At 74.1% G+C, this 16,477-nt stretch carries 16 protein-coding genes; 13 read left to right on the top strand and 3 right to left on the bottom strand.

From position 1 onward, the window contains the following. Nucleotides 1-54: 54 nt before the first annotated feature. On the bottom strand, nt 55-1,299 hold the full coding sequence (gene kynU / locus ACYVJ4_RS00110; protein ID WP_460458063.1) for a kynureninase: 1,245 nt from the start codon (nt 1,297-1,299) through the stop codon (nt 55-57). Between the two features lie 38 nt (nt 1,300-1,337). Here kynU and ACYVJ4_RS00115 point away from each other — a divergent pair, with 38 nt between their 5' ends. Both ACYVJ4_RS00115 and ACYVJ4_RS00120 read left to right on the top strand, forming a co-directional pair. Further along, nucleotides 1,338-2,255 carry an ABC transporter substrate-binding protein gene (locus tag ACYVJ4_RS00115; RefSeq protein ID WP_460458064.1) on the top strand — a complete coding sequence of 306 codons (918 nt, stop codon included), beginning with the start codon at nt 1,338-1,340 and terminating at the stop codon, nt 2,253-2,255. Next, a complete protein-coding gene (locus ACYVJ4_RS00120; protein WP_460458065.1) occupies nt 2,252-2,419 on the top strand; it encodes a hypothetical protein in 168 nt (55 codons plus the stop codon). Before ACYVJ4_RS00115 ends, ACYVJ4_RS00120 begins: the two co-directional genes overlap by 4 nt. Here ACYVJ4_RS00120 and ACYVJ4_RS00125 read toward each other — a convergent pair. Continuing rightward, nucleotides 2,379-2,981, bottom strand: coding sequence for a GNAT family N-acetyltransferase (locus ACYVJ4_RS00125; RefSeq protein ID WP_460458066.1), 603 nt, complete (start codon nt 2,979-2,981; stop codon nt 2,379-2,381). The genes ACYVJ4_RS00120 and ACYVJ4_RS00125 overlap by 41 nt on opposite strands. A 35-nt stretch (nt 2,982-3,016) precedes the next feature. On the opposite strand from ACYVJ4_RS00125, the gene pdxT reads away from it, so the two are divergent. From pdxT to ACYVJ4_RS00180, 11 genes are all read left to right on the top strand, one after another. Further along, on the top strand, nt 3,017-3,628 hold the full coding sequence (gene pdxT, locus ACYVJ4_RS00130; protein ID WP_460458067.1) for a pyridoxal 5'-phosphate synthase glutaminase subunit PdxT: 612 nt from the start codon (nt 3,017-3,019) through the stop codon (nt 3,626-3,628). Continuing rightward, a complete protein-coding gene (locus tag ACYVJ4_RS00135; RefSeq protein ID WP_460458068.1) occupies nt 3,625-4,389 on the top strand; it encodes a YebC/PmpR family DNA-binding transcriptional regulator in 765 nt (254 codons plus the stop codon). Before pdxT ends, ACYVJ4_RS00135 begins: the two co-directional genes overlap by 4 nt. 253 nt (nt 4,390-4,642) lie before the next feature. Next, nucleotides 4,643-5,164, top strand: a complete 522-nt coding sequence (gene ruvC / locus ACYVJ4_RS00140) for a crossover junction endodeoxyribonuclease RuvC (protein WP_460458069.1) — start codon at nt 4,643-4,645, stop codon at nt 5,162-5,164. After that, nucleotides 5,161-5,769 (top strand): Holliday junction branch migration protein RuvA, encoded by a 609-nt coding sequence (gene ruvA, locus ACYVJ4_RS00145; protein WP_460458070.1) that lies wholly within the window; start codon nt 5,161-5,163, stop codon nt 5,767-5,769. Before ruvC ends, ruvA begins: the two co-directional genes overlap by 4 nt. Next, complete coding sequence (gene ruvB / locus ACYVJ4_RS00150) at nt 5,766-6,884, top strand: Holliday junction branch migration DNA helicase RuvB (RefSeq protein WP_460458071.1); 1,119 nt, start codon at nt 5,766-5,768, stop codon at nt 6,882-6,884. Before ruvA ends, ruvB begins: the two co-directional genes overlap by 4 nt. 154 nt (nt 6,885-7,038) lie before the next feature. Then, nucleotides 7,039-7,398 carry a preprotein translocase subunit YajC gene (yajC, locus tag ACYVJ4_RS00155; protein ID WP_460458072.1) on the top strand — a complete coding sequence of 120 codons (360 nt, stop codon included), beginning with the start codon at nt 7,039-7,041 and terminating at the stop codon, nt 7,396-7,398. A 9-nt stretch (nt 7,399-7,407) separates the two neighbouring features. Continuing rightward, a complete protein-coding gene (gene secD, locus ACYVJ4_RS00160; RefSeq protein WP_460458073.1) occupies nt 7,408-9,234 on the top strand; it encodes a protein translocase subunit SecD in 1,827 nt (608 codons plus the stop codon). Beyond that, nucleotides 9,234-10,400 (top strand): protein translocase subunit SecF, encoded by a 1,167-nt coding sequence (gene secF, locus ACYVJ4_RS00165; RefSeq protein ID WP_460458074.1) that lies wholly within the window; start codon nt 9,234-9,236, stop codon nt 10,398-10,400. The genes secD and secF overlap by 1 nt, the downstream gene beginning before the upstream one ends. Further along, nucleotides 10,397-10,924, top strand: a complete 528-nt coding sequence (locus tag ACYVJ4_RS00170; protein WP_460458075.1) for an adenine phosphoribosyltransferase — start codon at nt 10,397-10,399, stop codon at nt 10,922-10,924. The genes secF and ACYVJ4_RS00170 overlap by 4 nt, the downstream gene beginning before the upstream one ends. A 158-nt stretch (nt 10,925-11,082) precedes the next feature. Further along, nucleotides 11,083-13,359, top strand: a complete 2,277-nt coding sequence (locus ACYVJ4_RS00175; protein WP_460458100.1) for a RelA/SpoT family protein — start codon at nt 11,083-11,085, stop codon at nt 13,357-13,359. Nucleotides 13,360-13,517: 158 nt separating this feature from the next. After that, the gene (locus ACYVJ4_RS00180) at nt 13,518-15,113 is read left to right on the top strand and encodes a GGDEF domain-containing protein (RefSeq protein WP_460458076.1); all 1,596 of its coding nucleotides are present in this window, start codon (nt 13,518-13,520) and stop codon (nt 15,111-15,113) included. On the opposite strand, the gene ACYVJ4_RS00185 is transcribed toward ACYVJ4_RS00180, so the two are convergent. Continuing rightward, nucleotides 15,093-16,457: a DUF349 domain-containing protein gene (locus ACYVJ4_RS00185; RefSeq protein ID WP_460458077.1), complete on the bottom strand. Its 1,365-nt coding sequence runs from the start codon at nt 16,455-16,457 to the stop codon at nt 15,093-15,095. The genes ACYVJ4_RS00180 and ACYVJ4_RS00185 overlap by 21 nt on opposite strands. Nucleotides 16,458-16,477 lie beyond the last annotated feature (20 nt).

Raw genomic sequence — 16,477 nt, forward strand, 5'->3', positions numbered from 1 at the left:
ATCTGGTTGCTATGGCGGCCGGGTCTTCGGACGTCGTCGCGTTGGCGGGTGGGGTCAGGTGACCTGGGAGCGGGTGGCGAAGGCTTCCGCGAGGTGCTCGCCGGCGGCGAGGACGTCGTGGAGATGGGTGGCGGCGGTCAGCACGTCGGCGTGCGAGAGGTAGAGCGGGGCGAAGCCGAGGCGGACGACGTCGGGCTCGCGGAAGTCGCCGACCACGCCCCGAGCGATCAGGGCCTGGACGACGCCGTAGGCGTGCTCGTGCCGCAGCGCGACCTGCGAGCCGCGGCGTGAGTCGTCCAGCGGCGTGGCCACGACCGCGTCGGGCACGAGCTCGCGCAGGCACTCGACGAAGAACCCGGTGAGCGACACCGACTTCGCGCGGACGTCGGCGAGGTCGAGCCCGTCGTAGGCGCGCAGCGCCTCCTCGAGCGCCAGCACCGAGATCAGCGGGGGAGTGCCCACCCGCGCGCGCTCGATGCCGGACGCCGGGGTGAACGACCCCTCCATCGCGAACGGCCGCAGGTGCCCGTGCCAGCCGGTCAGCGGCTGGTCGAACTCCGACAGGTGCCGGCTCGCGACGTAGACGTAGGCGGGCGCACCCGGCCCGCCGTTGAGGTACTTGTAGCCGCACCCCACCGCCAGGTCCACGTGGTGCGCGTCGAGGTCGACCGGCACCACGCCGGCCGAGTGGCACAGGTCCCACAGCGACAGCGCGCCCGCCTCATGGGTCGCGGCGGTGATGCCGGGCAGGTCCCACAGCTCGCCGGTGCGGTAGTCGACGTGCGACAGCGACACCAGGGCGACCTCGTGCCCGCGCTCGGCGAGCAGGGCCGGCACCGCGTCCGGCCGGGCGTGCACGATCTCGAGCCCGGCCAGAGCGGCCGCGCCCTCCAGCACGTACTGGTCGGTGGGGAAGACGCCCGGGTCGCTCACCACCACGCGGCGGCCGGGGCGCAGGCGCGCCGCGGCGACGTAGCACTTGAAGAGGTTCACGGACGTCGAGTCGCCGACCACGGTCTGACCGGGACCGGCCCCGACGAGCCGGCCGACGGCGTCCCCGACGCGCTGCGGGGCGCCCCACCAGTCGTGCTGGTTCCACGACGCGATCAGGTCGCGGCCCCACTGCCGGCGCACGACGTCCGCGACGACGTCGGGCACGGACGACGGCAGCGCGCCGAGCGAGTTGCCGTCCAGGTACACGACCCCGTCGGGCAGGTCGAACCGCTCGCGCGCGACGGCCACGGGGTCGGCGGCGTCGAGGGCGGCGGCTCGGTCGCGCAGGGCCTCGGAGGTGCTCATGGCGCTGACGGTATCCGTCGTCCTCGTAGGCTCGGCCCGTGCCCGGGATCGTGTCGTTGCTGCCGTCCGCCACCGAGTGGGTCTACGCGCTCGGCCTGCAGCACCGGCTGACCGCCGTCACCTTCGAGTGCGACGAGCCCGCCGCGGCCCGCAGCGACCACCGGGTCGTCGTCACCGGCCTGGACACCGCGGGCAGGTCACCGGGCGAGGTCGACGCCCTCGTGCGAGAGCGGGTGGCCGCCGGGGCCCCGCTCTACCAGCTCGACGAGCAGGCCCTCGCCGACCTCGCACCGGACGTCGTCCTGACCCAGGACCTGTGCCGGGTCTGCGCGCTGCCCGCCGACGCGGCCGACCGGGCGCTCGCGGCCGTGGGCTGCCCGTCGTCCGTGGTCACGCTCGACCCGAGCACGCTGGCCGAGGTGCTCGACGGCGCCGTCGCCGTGGGCACCGCGGCCGGGGCGGCCGAGCAGGGGCAGGCGCTGCGCGACCGGCTCCACGCGCGGCTGGACGCCGTCGCGGCAGCCGTGCACGGACGCCCGCGCCCGCGCGTGCTGGTGCTCGAGTGGGTCGACCCGCCCTTCGTCGCGGGGCACTGGGTGCCCGAGGTCGTCTCGGCGGCTGGTGGCGACCCGGTGCTCGCAGCGCCGGGCGGCCGCTCGACCACCACGACGTGGGACGACGTCGCCGCCTTGGACGTCGACGCCGTGCTGGTCACGCCGCGCTGCGCGGACGTCGACGCCGCGCTGGCGCTGGCCGCCGGCGTCCTGCACCGGCTGCCGCCGCACGCCGCGGTGTGGGCGGTCGACGCCGGCGGCCTCGTCACCCGCCCCGGCCCGCGCGTCGTCGACGGCGTGCAGGCCGTGGCGCACGCGCTGCACCCGGACGTCGTCGCGGCACCGCCCGCCGGGCGCGTCGCGCGCGTCCCGGCGGCCGGACGTCCTACCGTCGGGCCATGAGCGCGACGGACCTGGTGCAGCCCGTGCCGGTGGTGACCGCGGGCGTCGAGTGCCTGCACTGCGGCACCCAGTACGACCCGCGAGCCAGCCGGTGGCTGTGCCCGACGTGCAAGCAGAAGACCGTCACCTGCTGCGAGGGGTCGGCGCTGCCCGAGTGCCGCTGAGGCCGCGCCAGGTCGGCGCGTCGATCGCGTAGAGCACGTGCCGCCGGCCCGACCAGCCGGGCGTGCGCGGGTGGTCGAAGTCGCGCTCGGGCCGGTGGGTGAGGCCGAGCTTGGCCATGACCCGGCGCGACGGCTCGTTGCGCGTCGTCGTGAACGACACGACCTCGTCGAGCCCGAGGTGCTCGAACGCCACGCGCAGCGCCTCGGCGCCCGCCTCTGGTGCGAACCCCTGGCCCCAGTGGGGCCGCGCGAGCCGCCAGCCGACCTCGACCGCCGGCGGCAGTCCCTCGGGCGCCGGGTTGAGCCCGGTGAAGCCGATGAACTCGCCGGTGTCGAGCCGCTCGACCGCCCACAGGCCCCAGCCCAGCTCGTCGAAGCGTGCCTCCACGCGGTCGACGAGCGCGTCGGACGTCGCGCGGTCCTGCACCGAGGGGAAGTAGCGCATCACCTCGGGGTCGGCGTTCAGCGCCGCGAACGGCTCGCGGTCGGCGTCGCGCCAGCGCCGCATCAGCAGTCGTGCGGTGCGCAGCTCGTGCGCCGGGGGCTCGGCCGGGGTGGTCACGGACCTGTCCTACCAGCCTCCTAGGCTGGTCGTCCGTGAGCCCCTCCGACCCCGTCATCGGCGTCCTGGCCCTGCAGGGCGACGTGCGCGAGCACCTGTCCGTGCTGGCCGACCTCGGCGCGCTCGCGCGCCCGGTGCGCCGCGCGGCCGAGCTCGAGGGGCTCGACGGGATCGTGCTGCCGGGCGGGGAGTCCACGACGATCGACAAGCTGAGCCGCATCTTCGAGGTGCGCGAGCCGCTCGTCGCCCGGCTGCGCGACGGCCTGCCGGCCTACGGCTCGTGCGCGGGCATGATCATGCTGGCCGACCGGCTCGTCGACGGCCGCGCCGACCAGCAGACCTTCGGCGGCCTCGACATCACCGTGCGGCGCAACGCCTTCGGCCGCCAGGTCGACTCGTTCGAGGAGGACCTGCACCTCGACGCCCTGGAGGGCGGCCCGGTGCGCGCGGTGTTCATCCGCGCGCCGTGGGTGGAGGACACCGGCCCGGACGTCGAGGTGCTCGGCCGAGTGGAGGAGGGGCCGGCCGCCGGTAGGATCGTCGCGGTTCGGCAGGGCGCGCTGCTCGCGACGTCGTTCCACCCCGAGGTGACCGGCGACGTCCGGGTGCACCGCCTGTTCGTCGAGATGGTGAAGGAGCGTCAATGAGCGGCCACTCCAAGTGGGCGACCACGAAGCACAAGAAGGCTGCGATCGACGCCAAGCGCGGCAAGCTCTTCGCCAAGCTGATCAAGAACATCGAGGTCGCGGCGCGCACCGGCGGCGGCGACCCGGCGGGCAACCCGACGCTCTACGACGCCATCCAGAAGGCCAAGAAGACGTCGGTGCCGAACGACAACATCGACCGCGCGGTCAAGCGCGGGTCGGGTGCCGAGGCCGGCGGCGCCGACTGGCAGACGATCATGTACGAGGGCTACGGCCCGGGCGGCGTGGCGTTCCTCGTCGAGTGCCTCACCGACAACAAGAACCGCGCCGCGATGGAGGTCCGCACCGCGCTCACCCGCAGCGGCGGCAGCCTGGCCGACCCCGGCAGCGTCGCCTACCTGTTCGCGCGCAAGGGCGTCGTCCTGCTCGACAAGCAGCAGGGCGACCGCGAGCTCACCGAGGACGACGTCATGGAGGCCGTGCTCGACGCCGGCGCCGAGGACGTCAACGACAACGGCGAGACCTGGGAGGTCGTCAGCGAGCCGGGCGACCTGGTCGCCGTCCGCACCGCGCTGCAGGACGCCGGCATCGACTACGAGTCGGCCGAGGCCTCGTTCGTCCCCAGCACGCAGGTCGAGCTCGACGTCGAGGGCGCCAAGAAGGTCTTCCGGCTGCTCGACGCGCTCGAGGACTCCGACGACGTCCAGAACGTGTACGCGAACTACGACGTCAGCGACGAGACGATGGAGCTCGTCGACGCCTGAGCGACGGCCCCGCCCGGCACCGGGCCGGGCTCGCCGTGCGGCACCCAGCTCGCCGGCGCGCAGGGCTCCGGGCGCGACGGCTGGTCGCGGATCGCCTCCTGCGCCTGCGAGGTCGGGGCCATGCGCGCCAGTGTGGGCTGCCGCACCCGGCCTGTCGAGACCTCGGCGGGCGTCCGGCGCGCCGTCCGGGGTGCGGCCCGTCGCCTGTGTAGCGTGGCGCCCGAACACCTGTTCGGACGATCGGAGGGCTGCGGTGCGCGTGCTGGGCGTCGACCCCGGGCTGACCCGGTGCGGTGTCGGCGTCGTCGACGGCAGCCCCGGCCGGCCCTTGCAGCTGGTGGCGGTCGACGTCGTCCGCACCCCCGCCGACCTGCCCGTGGCGCAGCGGCTGGCCCGGCTCGAGGCCGAGCTCGAGCGCTGGGTCGAGCGCACCGCGCCGGACGCCGTCGCGGTCGAGCGGGTCTTCAGCCAGCACAACGTGCGCACCGTGATGGGCACCGCGCAGGCGTCGGCTGTCGCGATGGTCGTCGCCGCCCGCCGCGGGCTGCCGGTCGCGCTGCACACCCCCAGTGAGGTCAAGGCCGCCGTCAGCGGCAACGGCCGGGCCGACAAGGCGCAGGTCGCCGCGATGGTGACGCGGCTGCTGCGCCTGGCCGAGGCGCCGCGTCCCGCCGACGCGAGCGATGCGCTGGCCCTGGCCATCTGCCACGTCTGGCGCGGCGGGGCGGCGGCCCGGATCGAGGCCGCCGTGGCGCGGGCGGGCGGTGCGCGGTGATCGCCTCGGTGCACGGGCTGGTGCAGCGGCTGCGGCTCGACGCCGTGGTCGTGGCCGTCGGCGGGGTGGGCGTGCTGGTGCACGCGAGCCCGCGCACGCTGGCCGGGCTGCGCGAGGGCCAGCCGGTCGAGCTCGCCACCTCGCTCGTCGTCCGCGAGGACTCCTTGACGCTGTTCGGCTTCGCCGACGACGACGAGCGCACCACGTTCGAGACCCTGCAGACCGTCTCGGGCATCGGTCCGCGGCTGGCCCTGGCGATGCTCGCGGTGCACGAGCCCGAGGCGCTGCGCCGGGCCGTGGCCACCGACGACCTCACCGCGCTGCGCAAGGTGCCCGGGGTCGGCCTCAAGGGGGCCCAGCGCATGGCCCTCGAGCTCAAGGGCAAGCTCGGGCTGCCCGGTGCGGTCGAGCACGCCCCGGCACCCGACGACACCACGCCGGACGACGAGACCTGGCGCGGCCAGGTGCGCGACGCCCTCGTCGGGCTGGGCTGGGCCGCCAAGGCCGCCGACGACGCGGTCGACAAGGTCGCCCCGGCGGCGGGCGAGCCGGTCGACGTCCCGGCGGTGCTGAGGGCGGCTCTGCAGCGGCTGGGCCGGGCATGAGCGACGACCTGCACCCCGACGACGGCTCGTACGAGATGACGGCCCGCGTCGTCGCGCCGGACGCCGACACCGACGAGCGAGTGGTCGAGAGCGCCCTGCGCCCGACCCGGCTGGCCGAGCTGGTCGGCCAGACCCGCGTGCGCGACCAGCTCGACCTGGTGCTCCAGGCGGCCCGGCGCCGCGGCACGCCGCCGGACCACGTCCTGCTGTCGGGGCCGCCCGGTCTGGGCAAGACCACGCTGGCGCTGATCGTCGGCGCCGAGCTCTCGGCCCCGGTGCGCGTCACGAGCGGGCCGGCGATCCAGCACGCGGGCGACCTGGCGGCGATCCTGTCCTCGCTCGGCGAGGGCGAGGTGCTCTTCCTCGACGAGATCCACCGGATGTCGCGGCCGGCCGAGGAGATGCTCTACCTGGCGATGGAGGACTTCCGGGTCGACGTCGTGGTGGGCAAGGGTCCCGGCGCCACCGCCATCCCGCTCGAGCTGCCGCGGTTCACCCTGGTCGGTGCCACCACCCGGTCGGGTCTGCTGCCGGCTCCGCTGCGCGACCGGTTCGGCTTCACCGCCCACCTGGACTTCTACAGCCCGGCCGAGCTCGACCAGCTGCTGCACCGCTCGGCCCGGCTGCTCGGCGTCGAGCTCGCCGACGCGGGCTCGACCGAGATCGCGCGCCGCTCGCGCGGCACGCCGCGCATCGCCAACCGCCTGCTGCGGCGGGTGCGCGACTGGGCCCAGGTGCACGGCGGGGGCGCCATCGACCTGCCGGCGGCGCGCGCCGCCCTCGAGCTGTACGACGTCGACGAGGCCGGCCTCGACCGGCTCGACCGCGCGGTGCTGCTCGCGCTGTGCCAGCGCTTCGGCGGCGGACCTGTCGGGGTCGCCACGCTCGCCGTCGCGGTGGGGGAGGAGGTCGAGACCGTCGAGACCGTCGTCGAGCCCTTCCTCGTGCGCGAGGGGCTGCTGCTGCGCACCCCGCGGGGCCGGGCCGCCACGCCGCAGGCCTGGCAGCACCTCGGCCTGACGCCACCGCGCCGGGCCGCGGGCGTCCCCGACCAGCTGGTGCTGCCCGACACCGAGGGCGCGGACGACGACGCCGTGGGCGGGCGCTTCGGCTGACCCGGGTGCCGGCGTCCGACTCGCCCGGCAGGCCCGTCTTTGGTGCTGTGGCGAGGCTCACCTACACTCGCCTGTTGGCCCAGCCTGTCCGTACGGCGAGGGTCTGACCTCGACATCGACCGGCGCGGGGCGTCGGCGGAAGGACTCTGGGCTCGTGAAAGCCACGGATCTGCTGATCTTCGCCTTGCCGGTGCTGCTCCTGCTCTTCATGTTCTCGTCGCAGCGCAAGCGGCAGCGGGCCTTCACCGACCTGCAGTCCGGGCTCCAGCCGGGCCAGGAGGTCGTCACGACGTCGGGGCTGTTCGCCACGATCGTGTCGATCGACGACTCCGTGGCCGTGCTCGAGACCGGCCCGGGCCAGACCGTGCGCTGGGACCGGCGCGCCATCGCGAGCGTCGTGCCGGCCGGCACGGGCGACCCGTCGTCCGACCCGACCACCCCGGCGGTCGAGAGCCCGCAGGACCCTCCCACCCCGGCGGACGGTCACCCCGACGCCCCGAGCACCGAGAAGTGAGCGCCTGACGTGGCCGGTCCGAACCGACGCAGCTCCCGGCACGGCCGCCCCGGCCGCACGCTGACCGCCCTGCTGGGCCTGGTCGTCGTGCTCGCGGGCATCGTCGCCGCGCAGGTGGCCTGGGCCGACGGGTCGGTCAAGCCGCGCCTCGGCCTCGACCTCGAGGGCGGCACGCAGATCGTGCTCAAGCCGGTCGTGCAGGGCGGCGGCAAGGTCACGCCGCAGACGCTGCAGCAGTCGGTCGACATCATCCGCGCCCGCATCGACGGCAGCGGCGTCGCCGAGGCCGAGATCACCACCGAGGGCGGCCAGAACATCGTCGTCGCGGTGCCCGGCAAGATCTCTGACCAGCAGCGCGACCTCATCACCCGCTCCTCGCAGCTGCGCTTCCGCCCGGTGCTCGAGGCCGCTTCGGTGCAGGTGCCCGTGCCGACCTCGACCGGCACCTCGACCGGCACCGGCACCGCGACCGGCACGGCAACCTCCGGCAGCACCGCCACCCCCAGCGCCACGGCCACCGGTGGCGCGACCGCGAGCAACGCCCCCACGAAGTCCAGCTCGAACCGCGGCCTGCCGCAGTCGCTGCTGAAGGCGGCGACCACCACGCCGACCCCGACGGCCACCGCCACCGCCACCGGCACGGCGTCCGGCGGCGCGACCCCGAGCGCCACGCCCACCGACGCGAGCGACCCGGCCTGGGTCACCGCCTCGGTCGAGCAGGAGTTCCAGGCGCTCGACTGCTCCGACACCAGCAAGATCCAGGGCGGCACCGACGACCCGAAGAAGCCGCTGGTCACCTGCTCGATCGACCGCACCGAGAAGTACGTGCTCGGGCCGGTCGAGGTCGACGGCAACGACATCGCCGACGCCACCGCCGGCCTGCAGCCCACCCAGAACGGCGGGACGTCGACGACCTGGGAGGTGCGGCTGAACTTCAAGAGCAGCGGCGCCGACAAGTTCCGGGCCGTCACCACCCGCCTGTACACGCTCGCCGAGCCGCGCAACCGCTTCGGCATCGTGCTCGACGGGCTGGTCATCTCGGCCCCGAGCGCCAACGAGCCGATCACCGGCGGCCAGGCCTCGATCACGGGCAACTTCACCCAGAAGAGCTCGCTCGACCTCGCCAACCAGCTCAAGTACGGCGCGCTCCCGCTGTCGTTCACCAAGCAGACCGAGGAGCAGATCAGCCCGCTGCTCGGCGCCGAGCAGCTGCAGCGCGGCCTGCTCGCCGGCCTCATCGGCCTGGTGCTGGTCGTCCTCTACTCGCTGGCGCAGTACCGCGCCCTCGGGTTCGTCACGGTCGCCTCGCTGCTGGTCGCGGGCGCGATCACCTACGAGGCCGTCGTCCTGCTGGGCAACTCGGCCGGGCTGCGTCTGACGCTCGCCGGCATCACCGGCCTGATCGTGTCGATCGGTGTCACCGCCGACTCGTTCATCGTCTACTTCGAGCGCGTGCGCGACGAGGTCCGCGAGGGCCGCAGCCTGCGCTCGGCCGTCGAGACCGGCTGGAAGCGCGCCCGACGCACGATCCTGGCCGCCGACGCGATCAACTTCCTGGCCGCCGTGGTGCTGTACATCCTGGCGGCGGGTGGCGTGCGCGGCTTCGCCTACACGCTGGGCCTGGCCACGATCATCGACATCGTCGTGGTCATGCTCTTCACGCACCCGCTATTGACGATCCTGGCCCGCACCACGTTCTTCGGCCAGGGCCACCGCCTGTCGGGCCTGGACCCCCAGCGGCTCGGCTCCGGGCTCAACCTCGGGGTCAAGTCCAACCTCGGCACCATCGCCTCGCGCCGCGCCGCGGCCGCCGGCTCGACCCGTCAGGACGCGTGATGTTCAGCTTCGCGAGGTTCGGCAACCAGCTCTACACCGGTGAGCGCTCGATCGAGGTCGTGCGTCGCCAGAAGCTCTGGTACGCCATCTCGGCCGTGCTGCTGCTCCTCTCGCTCGTCGGCCTGCTGACCCGCGGCCTGACGCTCGGCCTGGAGTTCACCGGCGGGTCCGAGTTCCGCATCAGCGGGGTCAAGACCACGAGCGACCTGCCCGGCGCCGACGCCGTGCACTCCGTCGTCCCGGACGCCGACCCCAAGGTCGCGCAGGTCGGCAACGACTCAATGCGCGTGCAGCTCGACAAGATCAGCACCGAGCAGGGCGACCAGGTGCGCGACGCCCTCGCCTCGGCCTACGGGGTCACCAAGGACGACGTCACGGTGTCGTTCGTCGGCCCGTCCTGGGGCGAGACGGTCTCGAAGAAGGCCCTGCAGGGGCTCGTGGTCTTCCTGCTGCTGGTGGCGCTGGTCATCTCGGTCTACTTCCGCACCTGGAAGATGGCCGTGGCGGCGATCGTGGCGCTGCTGCACGACCTGATGATCACCGTCGGCATCTACGCGCTGGTCGGCTTCGAGGTCACGCCCGCGTCGGTCATCGGCTTCCTGACGATCCTCGGCTACTCGCTGTACGACACGGTCGTCGTCTTCGACAAGGTGCGCGAGAACACCGACCACATCACGACCCAGACCCGCCGCACCTACTCCGAGGCGGCCAACCTCGCGGTCAACCAGACCCTGGTGCGCTCGATCAACACCTCCGTGGTGGCGCTGCTGCCGGTCGGCTCGATCCTGTTCATCGGCGCCTTCCTGCTCGGCGCGGGCACGCTGAAGGACCTCTCGCTCGCGCTGTTCGTCGGCATCGCCACCGGCACGTACTCCTCGGTCTTCATCGCGACGCCGCTGCTGGCGGACCTGCGCGAGCGCGAGCCCGAGATGCGCGCGCTCGCCAAGCGGGTGCTGTCGCGCCGCAACAACGCGGCCGTGCGCGAGACCACCCGGCCCCGTACCGGCGGCACGGCCGTGCTCGAGCGCGGTGCCGACGTCCAGGACGACCAGGACGTGCAGGACGACGTCGAGCCCCAGGACGCGGTCGTCGAGCCCGGCCGACCGCCGCGAGCGACCGGCCCGCGCAACCAGCCGCGGCGCAAGAACACGCGGCGCCGCAGGTGAGCCAGGACGTCGGGGCGCTGCTGCGCCAGCACGTCCGCGACGTCCCGGACTTCCCCGAGCCCGGGGTGGTCTTCAAGGACATCGCGCCGCTGCTGGCCGACGGCCCGGCGTTCGGCGCCGTCGTCGAGCACCTGGCCGAGCGCTACCGGGGCCGGGTCGACGTCGTGGTCGGCATCGAGGCGCGCGGTTTCGTGCTGGCGGCGCCCCTGGCGTACGCGCTCGGGCTGGGCTTCGTGCCGGTGCGCAAGGCCGGCAAGCTGCCGGGCGCGACGCTCGGCGCCGAGTACGACCTCGAGTACGGCAGCGCCCGCATCGAGGTGCAGGGCGACGCCTTCCGGCCCGGCCAGCGCGCGTTGGTGCTGGACGACGTCCTGGCCACGGGCGGGACGGCCGAGGCGTGCTGCGAGCTGGTCGAGCGGGCCGGCGCCGAGGTGGTGGAGGTCGCGATGCTGCTGGAGCTGAGCTTCCTGCACGGCCGCGAGCGGCTGCCCGGGCGCGTCGTCCACAGCCTGCTGACCGTCTGAGCCCGGGCCCCGTTGATTCCGTAGACTGGGTGCACGAGGGGGCCACGGCCCTCACCGGCGACGGGCGAGGAGGTCAGGTGGCAGACCCCACGCGCACGGCCGCGAGCGGCTCGTCGTCGCCCGACCGCCCGGCCGGGGAGTGGGACCCCGAGCAGACGATCCCGATCCCGACCACCAGCCGGGTGCGGGCGCGGCTCAACCGTCTCGGCAGCCAGCGCTCGGCCGGCAACCCGGTGCTCGAGCCGCTGCTGCGGGCCGTCCGGGTCACGCACCCGAAGGCCGACGTGGGGCTGATCGAGCGGGCCTACGCCGTCGCCGAGCGCGCGCACGAGGGGCAGGAGCGCAAGAGCGGCGACGCGTACATCACGCACCCGCTCGCGGTGGCCACCATCCTCGCCGAGCTCGGCATGACCGAGGCCACGCTGGCGGCGGCCCTGCTGCACGACACGGTGGAAGACACCGACTACACGCTCGACGGCCTGCGCGAGGAGTTCGGCGACGAGGTCGCGATGCTCGTCGACGGCGTCACCAAGCTCGACAAGGTCACCTACGGCGAGGCGGCCCAGGCCGAGACCGTGCGCAAGATGGTCGTCGCGATGGCGCGCGACATCCGGGTGCTCGTCATCAAGCTCGCCGACCGGCTGCACAACGCGCGCACCTGGCGCTACGTGTCGGTCGCCTCCGCGCAGCGCAAGGCCCGCGAGACGCTCGAGATCTACGCGCCGCTGGCCCACCGGCTGGGCATGAACACCATCAAGTGGGAGCTCGAGGACCTCTCGTTCGCGACGCTCTACCCCAAGGTCTACGACGAGATCGTCCGGCTGGTCAGCGAGCGGGCGCCCGCCCGCGAGGAGTACCTCGCCACGGTGCGCGAGCAGGTCACGGCCGACTTGCGCAGCGCCAAGCTCAAGGCCACGGTCACCGGTCGGCCCAAGCACTACTACTCGATCTACCAGAAGATGATCGTGCGCGGCCGTGACTTCGAGGACATCTACGACCTCGTCGGCGTGCGGGTGCTGGTCGAGTCGGTGCGCGACTGCTACGCGGCGCTCGGCGCCTTGCACGCGCGGTGGAACCCGGTGCCCGGCCGGTTCAAGGACTACATCGCGATGCCCAAGTTCAACATGTACCAGTCGTTGCACACGACGGTCATCGGGCCGAGCGGCAAGCCGGTCGAGATCCAGATCCGCACCTTCACCATGCACCGCCGCGCCGAGTTCGGCGTGGCGGCGCACTGGAAGTACAAGGAGCAGCCGTCGGCCGCGGTGCCGGTCGAGGGCGAGTCCGGTGCCGCGACCGACATGGCCTGGCTGCGCCAGCTGCTCGACTGGCAGAAGGAGACCGCCGACCCGGGCGAGTTCCTCGACTCGCTGCGATTCGAGATCAACGCGCGCGAGGTCTACGTCTTCACGCCCAAGGGCGACGTCGTCGCGCTGCCCGCCGGCTCGACGCCGGTCGACTTCGCGTACGCGGTGCACACCGAGGTGGGGCACCGCACGATCGGCGGCCGGGTCAACGGCCGGCTGGTGCCACTCGAGAGCACGCTCGAGAACGGCGACGTCGTCGAGGTGCTCACCTCCAAGGCCGTGACGGCCGGGCCGAGCCAGGACTGGCTCTCGTTCGTGCGCAGCCCGCGGGCCCGCAACAAGATCCGCCAGTGGTTCAGCAAGGAGCGCCGCGAGGAGGCCATCGACCGCGGCAAGGACGAGATCGCCAAGGTGATGCGCAAGCAGCACCTGCCGATCCAGCGCCTGATGTCGCACGACTCGCTGCTCGGCATCGCCACCGACCTGCGCTACGCCGACATCGACGCCCTGTACGCCGCGATCGGCGAGTCGCACGTGTCGGCGCAGAGCGTCGTCGCCCGGCTGGTGCAGTCGCTCGGGGGCGAGGAGGGCGCGAGCGAGGACCTCGCCGAGGCGACCCTGCCCGACAAGGTGGCCCGCCGTCCCCGCAGCGGCGACCCCGGCGTGGTGGTCAAGGGCGTCGACGACCTGTGGGTCAAGCTCGCGCGCTGCTGCACGCCCGTGCCGGGCGACCCGATCATGGGCTTCGTCACGCGGGGGAGCGGCGTCTCCGTTCACCGCGACGACTGCACCAACGTGGCCGGTCTGCGGGCCGAGCCCGACCGCGTCGTCGAGGTCGAGTGGGCGCCGTCGTCCGCGACGCTGTTCCTGGTGCAGATCCAGGTCGAGGCGCTCGACCGCTCGCGCCTGCTCTCGGACGTGACCCGCGTGCTGTCCGACGCCCACGTCAACATCCTGTCGGCCAGCGTGCAGACCTCGCGCGACCGGGTGGCGATCTCGCGCTTCACCTTCGAGATGGGCGACCCGGGCCACCTGGGGCACGTGCTCAACGCCGTGCGCCGTGTCGACGGCGTGTTCGACGCCTACCGCGTCACCGGGGGGCGACCGACCCCCAGCACCGAGGAGTAGGCGGCGCGCTCGCGGGTGCTGGGCACCGGGCGGGCGGCGCCGCGCAGGTCTGACCAGTTCGGGCGACTTTGCGTAGCGAATGGTCAACGAACAGTAAACTGATGGTCATGCGGCGTCGATGATCACCGCACGGCCACCGTCGGAGGGGAGGCGTCACCGTGTCGAGCGCGACCGACCAGCAGAGCTGGATGATGCACCTCGAGCTGCGCGTCAGCGACCGCTTCGACGAGGTGGCCGAGACCGCGGCCGGCTGGCTGGCGCAGGCCGGCCCGGACGCCGACCCCGTGCAGGTGCGGCGGATGCAGCTGGTGCGGGCGGTCGCCGACGCCCGCCGCGGCCGGCTCGAGGACGGCGCCGCCACGATGCGCGGCATCCGCGACTGGGCCCACGAGCAGGGCGAGTGGTACCTGCAGGCGCGGGCCGAGCGGCAGCTGGGCGTGCTGCTGCGCCGGGCCGGCGAGGCGTCGGGCAGCCTCGAGCACGCCGTGGCCTCGGTGAGCCTGCTCGCGGCCGACGCGCCGGTCGCGATCCGCGCCGACCACCAGATCGGCCTGGCCGACGCGCTGTCGGTGTCGGGCTCGTCGGCCGAGGCCGTCGCCGCCTACCGCGCCGCCGTCGAGCTGGGCCGGCGCAGCGGGCAGGTCGACCTGCACCTGCTGGCGCTCAACAACTTCGCGTACACGCTGTACGAGATCGGTTCCGACCAGGAGTCGGTCGCGCTGTGCGAGCAGATGCTGGCCCTGCTGGCCGAGCACGACCTCGAGCTGCCGCTGCACGTGCTCGACACCGTGGCCAACGCCTACCTGGCGGTCGGCCGGCCGGACGACGCCGAGCAGCTGTTCGTCCGGGTCGACCTCGCCGAGGCCGCGCCGGAGGACGCCGCCGAGTCCTGGCTCACGCTGGCCCGGCTGCGGCGCGACCGCGGCGACCTGGCCGGGGCGCAGGAGTCGCTCGACCGCTGCGTCGGCACCTGCGCCGACCACGACCTCGGCGACGTCGAGGTGCGAGCCATGGGCGAGCAGGCCGAGCTGTTCGCGGCCCGTGGCGACTTCCGGGCGGCGTTCGAGCTCTACAAGCAGTTCCACGACCGGCAGCTGACCCAGCACGCGGTCGAGCGCGAGGCCCGGGCCCGCATGATGCAGGCGATCTTCGAGACCGAGCGCGCCCGGCGCGAGAGCGCCCGGTTCCGCGAGCTGTCCTACCGCGACGCCCTGACCCAGCTGCACAACCGCCGCTACGTCGACGACCACCTCACCTCGCTGCTCGACGCCCTCGGGCAGCGGGGCGGGCCGTCGTCCGTCGCGGTGGCGTTCGTCGACCTCGACCACTTCAAGCTGGTCAACGACACGTGCTCGCACGAGGTCGGCGACGAGGTGCTGCGCCGCGTTGCCCGGCTGCTCGCGGAGCGTGCGGAGGAGGTGCCCGACGGGTTCGCGGCCCGCATGGGCGGCGAGGAGTTCCTGCTGGTGCTGCCCGGGATCGACGCCGGTGCGGCGCCCGCGCTGCTGGAGCGGGTGCGCGTCGACGTCGAGGCGCTGGACTGGGCCGGGCTGACCGCTGGCCTGCCGGTCACGGCCAGCCTGGGCGGTGCCACGGCGCCCCAGGACGGCACGGAGCGGCTGGTGCTGCTCGCGTGCGCGGACCAGCGGCTCTACGTCGCCAAGCGCGCCGGCCGCAACCGGGTGGTCACCGCCGCCGGTGTCGTCGGCGAGAGCCCGGACGACGAGGTGCGGTCAGCCGCCGAAGTCGGCTAGCGCGCGCCGCGCCTGCTCGAGCCACTCGCGGCGGGCGGCGAGCGCGGCCTCGGCCTCGGCCACCCGCTTCGCCTTGCCCTGGTCGGTGGCCTTCTTCAGGTCGGCCTCGAGGTCGGCGATCGCGGTCTCGAGCTGGTCGACCGCGCTCTGCGCGCGGGCGCGGGCCTCGGGGTTGGTGTTGCGCCAGCGGGCGTCCTCGTCGGCGCGCACGGCTTGCTCGACGGCGCGCATCCGCCGCTCGACCCGGTCGAGGTCGCCGCGCGGCACCTTGCCCGCCGCCTCCCAGCGGTCCTGGATGTCGCGGAGCGCGGCCTTGGCCTTCTCCAGGTCGCTGACCGGCACGAGCGCCTCGGCCTCGACCAGCAGCGCCTCCTTGACGGTGAGGTTGGCGCTGAACTCGGCGTCCTGCTCGGCCTGCACGGCGTGCCGGGCGGCGAAGAAGGTGTCCTGCGCGGCGCGGAACCGGTTCCACAGCTCGTCGTCGTCCTTGCGGGCGGCGCGGCCGGCGGCGCGCCAGCGGTCCATCAGACGCTTGAAGGCCGCGGCGGTCGGACCCCAGTCGGTCGAGTCGCGCAGGGCCTCGGCCTCCTTGGCCAGCGCCTCCTTGGCCGCCTTGGCCTCGGCGTGCGACTCGTCCAGGTGCGCGAAGTGCTGGCGGCGCTTGCGGTCGAACGCGGTGCGGGCGTGGCTGAACCGCTTCCACAGCTCGTCCTCGGAGCGGCGGTCGAGGCGGACGCCGTGCGGGTCGCCGCCGCCCTTCTGCTCGGTGCGCCAGGCGTCGAAGAGCTCCTTCATCCGCTGGCCCTCGGCGCGCCACTGGGTGCGCTCGGCGGGCACGGCCGCGATGGTCTCGGCCTCCTCGACCAGCGCCGTGCGACGGGCGCGCGCGGCGTCGCGGGCCTGCGAGCGGGCGGCGTCGGCCTGCTGGCGGCGCTCCTTGGCGAGCGGAGCCAGCGCCTCGACCCGGGCGGTGAGGGCGTCCAGGTCGCCGACCGCGTGGACGTCGGTGACGGCCTCGCGCAGCTTGGCGACGCCGGAGTCGATCTCGCCGGGCGGGACGTCGGCGGTCGCGAGCCGCTGCTCGAAGAGCTCGACCTGGGCGACGAGCTCGTCGTACTTGCGCGCGAAGTAGGCCAGCGCCTCCGCGGCCGGGGCGTCGGGGTAGGAGCCGACCGCCCGCTCGCCGTCGCCGGTGCGCACGTAGACGGTGCCGTCGTCCGCCACCCGGCCGAAGCTGGTGTCGGCGGTCGGCGCGGCGGCGGGCACGGGCGGGTGCAGGGCCGCGGGCGGGGGACCGGGCGTCGGGCGAGGGGACGGCGGCCCGGGCTTCGGCGCGCTCGGCACCGCTACCGGCTCGCTCGGGG

The sequence above is a fragment of the Angustibacter peucedani genome (assembly GCF_054779595.1).